We start from the raw sequence: 4,743 nt of genomic DNA, 5'->3' as shown, positions 1-4,743 counted from the left end.
GCACGCCGAGGTACCGCACCGGACGCCGCGGGCTGATCCACGAAGACCGACGAGACACCCCCTAGGGTCTTTCGTTTGGATCTTGCCGGGCTCGCGGGGTCTGGCACCGCGCCTCGCGGCGTTGTCGTCGGTTGCCATGGCTCCGCCATGTCGCCCTCCTCCGCCTTGCGACGCACGGCACCAGACCCCGCTCCCTGATCCGGCCTGATCCAAACGAAAGACCCTACCCTTGGCCCGTGATCACATGCGTCGTGCGGTACACCATCGACCCTCGGAAGATCGCGGCCTTCGAGCGGTTCGGCCGACGTTGGATGGAACTGGTGCAGGCCCACGGCAGCGTGCACCACGGCTACTTCCTGCCGGCGGAGGGCGCGAGTGACGAGGCTCTGGCCCTGTTCACTTTTCCCGGCCTGGCCGCCTACGAGGAGTACCGGCAACTCTTCGGCCGGGACCCCGCGTTCATCGAGGCGGACCGTATCCGCGACGACAGCGGCTGTGTGCTGCGCCACGAGCGCACCTTCATGCGCCCCGTGCTTCCCGGCGACCTCGACCCGCCGGGACAGCCGGGGCAGGACCTCTAGGGCCCGTCGTTCCTCATGCCGGGCTCGCCGGAGGTGCGGTACCTGACCGGCCGGATCCATCGGATCCGAGCGCGAGGGCGGGGCGTGCCGAGTCCGGTCAGCCGCCGTCCCGGGTCGCCGTCTTGGAGAAGCTGTCGTGCCAGGCGGCCTTGGCGCCCGAGTCGCCGATCCGGTAGACGTCCACCACGGCGCCGGCCGCGACGGCCAGGGACAGGACCGCGAGCGCACCGCGCAACAGGGCCGGGGGTGCCCAGGGGGCGCCCGCCGTCTCGCCCGCGGCGGGTGCCGAGCGGCGGGCTATCCACCAGACCGCGGCCGCGAGCACGACGAGACCGGCGACCCACGGCAGCAGTCCGTCGCCGAGTTCGGCGTGCTCGCGCACCAGCGGGTCGCCTTCCACGTGCGCTTCGAGCCACTCTCCCGCGTGCGTGGCCAGCGGTACGCTCACCAGCGTCACCAGCGCGAGCGCGGGAAGCAGCAGGCCCAGCCGCCGGGCGCCGGCGGGCCAGGCCGCGCAGATCACCAGCGCCAGCGCGCTCAGAGGGACGAGCACGATGACGAAGTGCACGAACAGGACGTGCGCCGGCAGTCCGTTGATGACAGTGAGGCTCACAGGGTCGTCTCCAGGGGGATGGGTCCAGGGCCCGCGCACTGTGACACAGGAACTTCTGAGTCACCTCTGAGTCAGGTCGGCCCACGGGTTCGTCACCTGCGGGGCGTCGGAGTCGTCACACGGTTCGCCGCACCGTGGCGGGCGAGCCTCGCGCGGCTGAGCCGCTCAGCGGGTCCGCCACGGACGTCGCCCCCCTCCGGCGGGGTCCGTCGCGCAGGGCGCCTCAGACGTCCTGCGCCGCCTTGTCCGGCACCGCCGCGTCGGGTACCGCCGCCGGGCCGGATGCGACCTGGCTCAGATCACGGCCACGGGTCTCCTTCAGGACCGCCACAGTGAGCGTGGTGATCACGGCCGCCCCGGACACATAGAGCGCGATCGGCGTGGAGCTGCCGAAATCCTTGAGCAGCTCGACCGCGATGATCGGGGCCAGCGCTCCGGCGACGATGGAGGCGAGCTGGGAACCCATCGAGGCGCCGGAGTAGCGGACCTTGGTGTCGAACATCTCCGAGATGAAGGCGGCCTGCGGCCCGTACATCGCGCCGTGCAGAAGGAGTCCCACGGTCACCGCCAGCGTGATCACGCCGAACGACTTCGTGTCCAGCAGCCCGAAGAAGGCGAACGCCCACACCGCCATGCCCGCCGAGCCGATCAGGGTCACCGGCCTGCGGCCGATGCGGTCGGACAGTGCCCCCCACAGCGGGATGGCGAAGAAGTGCACGGCCGAACCGATCAGGACGGCGTTCAGCGCGACGCTCTTGGACAGGTCCAGGTGCTGCGTCACGTAGACGAGGACGAAGGAGGTGATGACGTAGTAGGAGATGTTCTCCCCGAAGCGGGTGCCGATGGCCCCGAGGACTCCGCGCCAGCTCCTGCGGAACACCTCCACGACCGGGGGCTGTTCCTTGACGCCTCGCGCCGCCTCCGCCTCCGCCTTGGCCCGCGCCTCCAGGAAGACCGGGGACTCGCTGACCGAGACGCGGATCCACAGCCCGATCATCACCAGGACACCGGAGAGCAGGAAGGGAACACGCCAGCCCCAGGACCGGAACGCCTCGTCGGACTGGACGGCGGCCAGCAGCGCGAGTACGCCGGTGGCCAGCAGGTTGCCCCCGGGGGCCCCGGACTGCGGCCACGCGGCCCAGAAGCCGCGGTGCTTGTCGCCGCCGTGCTCGGAGACCAGCAGCACCGCGCCGCCCCACTCGCCGCCCAGCGCGAAGCCCTGGACCAGACGCAGCAGGGTGAGCAGGACCGGCGCGCCGACGCCGATCGCGTCGTAGGTGGGCAGCAGGCCCATGGCGAAGGTGGCGCCCCCCATCATCAGCAGGCTGACCACGAGCAGCATCCTGCGTCCGACCTTGTCGCCGAAGTGCCCGAAGACGACACCGCCCAGCGGGCGGGCGGCGAATCCGATCGCGTAGGTGATGAAGGCGATCAGCGTGCCCACGAGCGGGACGCTCGTGGGGAAGAAGAGCGTGTTGAACACCAGCGCGGCCGCCGAGCCGTAGAGGAAGAAGTCGTACCACTCGATGGTGGTGCCGATCAGGCTCGCGCCGACGATCCGGGCTATGCCGCCGGAGCTGCCGCGGTCGGCTCGTCCGGCGGTCTGGGTGTCGTTCATCAGGGTCACCAGTTTCACTTGCGGGGACGTGTCGATCGGTGCCGAGTGCCGCGTCCGAGGTGGCCCGCGCCGCGGGAGGTGCGCAGGCCACCGGTCGGAGAAGCAGAGCCGCACGCCGGCCGACAGGCGTGATGGCCGGAAACATAGAGTCCGTGTGCCATGAACATCTATGTGTGAGCCCACTACATCGATGGCCGTATGTGTGGGCTCTCGGACCACGTCGTGTGGTCCGGTGCCGTGCGTGGCCGTGGACGAGCCCACCGGACCGGGTGGGAGGACACAGCGGTGACCGTGCCGTTCAGCTTCGCTTCTCCCGGTCCAGCGGACAGGCGGTGAGCAGGGTCGCGGGATCCGCTCCCGCCGGACGGGTCACGGTGTGGTCCCCCGGGGGAAGGTGACTTCCGGTCAGCCAGCCCTCCAGCGCCGTGAAGGCGGAACGGTGACACGGCACCATGGGACGGAGCTTGTCCGGGAAGGTGTCCACCAGAGCGTCGGTGTGGGTGCCGTCCTCGATGCGGTAGTAGCGCAGCAGGGCGCCCCGCCCGGCCCGGTGGACCATACGGGCGTAGACGTCGGAGTCCTGACTGATCGGCAGCAGCACGTCCAGGGTGCCCTGAAGGGTGATGAGGGGTTTGCCGATGCGGCCGGTCAGGGCGATGCGGCCGACGGCACGGTGCACGGCCTGCGGCCGCGCCGTCCAGTCGTAGTCGGCGTCGCACGCCGGGGTGCCTGGCGCGCAGAACGGCGTTCCCGCCTCGGTCGCACCGTCGTAGCCGGGGTCGATCTCCTCCCGGTAGATGCGCTGCGTCAGATCCCAGTAGACCGCGTGGTGAGAGGGCCACAGGAACTCCGAGCCGGCCGGATAGCCGGCCTTGTGCATGGCGTCGAGGGCTGCCTGCGCGCCGGGGCCTCCCGCCGCGTACCGGGGGTAGTTCCGCAGGGCCGACGGCAGGAAGGTGAGCAGGTGCGGTCCCTCGGCGCGCCAGAGGGTGCCTTCCCAGTCGACGCCGCCGTCGTAGAGTTCGGGGTGGTTCTCCAGCTGCCAGCGCACGAGGTAGCCGCCGTTGGACAGTCCGGTGGCGATGGTGCGGACCGGTGGCCGGTGATAGCGCTCCGCCACGACCCGGCGTGCGGCCCGCGTGAGCTGGGTGAGGCGGGTGTTCCACTCGGCGATGGCGTCGCCGGGCCGGCGGCCGTCGCGGTGGAAGGCGGGGCCGGTGTTGCCCTTGTCGGTGGCGGCGTAGGCGTAGCCGCGCGCGAGCACCCAGTCGGAGACGGCCTTGTCGTTGGCGTACTGCTCCCGGTTGCCGGGGCTGCCGGCGACCACGAGTCCGCCGTTCCAGTGGTCGGGAAGGCGGATGACGAACTGGGAGTCGTGGTTCCAGCCGTGGCTGGTGTTGGTGGTGGAGGTGTCGGGGAAGTAGCCGTCGATCTGGATGCCGGGCACGCCCGTGGGCGTCGGCAGGTCCCTGGGGGTCAGCCCGGCGTAGTCGGCCGGGTCGGTGTAGCCGGCGGCCGCGGTCGTGGCCGTGGTCAGCCCGTCGAGGCAGACGGCTTGCTGGTGGGCGGCCCCCGGTACGCGGGGCAGGGCGCTGCCCGCGCACCGACCCACCGGTGCACCGTCACCCGTGGCTGAAGCCGCCGCGGTGGCCGGCACCGGAAGAAGCGAGGCGGAGGCCGCGAGCGACAGCGCGGCCAGGAGCCCGCGGCGTCTCGCGGGACGGCCGCGGAGGGAGAGGAGGGTGGTACGGGAGGGGAGCATGCGAGACCTCCGGTGAGGAGTCGGATACGGCCGAGCCGGGTGGTGGGGCGCGGTCGTGAGGGGCCCGGGTGTTCCGGGGACGGGCGCGTCCGGGGGCACGGCGCGTGAGGCGCTCGCGGCGCACCGGCGCCTCACGGCCGCGTCGCGGTCCGCCGGGCCCCGGCGGCGC

The 4,743-nt window shown here is 71.7% G+C and carries 4 protein-coding genes; 1 reads left to right on the top strand and 3 read right to left on the bottom strand.

The features are described 5' to 3' along the window. The first annotated feature begins 236 nt into the window (after window positions 1-236). Complete coding sequence (locus CCN33_RS11300; RefSeq protein ID WP_086693505.1) at window positions 237-581, top strand: NIPSNAP family protein; 345 nt, start codon at window positions 237-239, stop codon at window positions 579-581. A 97-nt stretch (window positions 582-678) separates the two neighbouring features. Here the strand turns inward: CCN33_RS11300 and CCN33_RS11295 are convergent, their stop codons facing one another. From CCN33_RS11295 to CCN33_RS11285, 3 genes are all read right to left on the bottom strand, one after another. After that, complete coding sequence (locus tag CCN33_RS11295) at window positions 679-1,194, bottom strand: DUF2231 domain-containing protein (protein WP_086693504.1); 516 nt, start codon at window positions 1,192-1,194, stop codon at window positions 679-681. Between the two features lie 223 nt (window positions 1,195-1,417). Then, window positions 1,418-2,812 (bottom strand): MFS transporter, encoded by a 1,395-nt coding sequence (locus CCN33_RS11290; protein ID WP_086693506.1) that lies wholly within the window; start codon window positions 2,810-2,812, stop codon window positions 1,418-1,420. Window positions 2,813-3,110: 298 nt separating this feature from the next. Next, window positions 3,111-4,574 carry a 3-hydroxybutyrate oligomer hydrolase family protein gene (locus tag CCN33_RS11285; protein ID WP_086693503.1) on the bottom strand — a complete coding sequence of 488 codons (1,464 nt, stop codon included), beginning with the start codon at window positions 4,572-4,574 and terminating at the stop codon, window positions 3,111-3,113. Window positions 4,575-4,743 lie beyond the last annotated feature (169 nt).

It is taken from the genome of Streptomyces recifensis, from assembly GCF_002154615.1.
GTDB lineage: Bacteria > Actinomycetota > Actinomycetes > Streptomycetales > Streptomycetaceae > Streptomyces > Streptomyces griseoluteus.
Note: the sequence above shows the minus strand (reverse complement) of the source record. Positions and strands in the feature narration are given on the sequence as shown.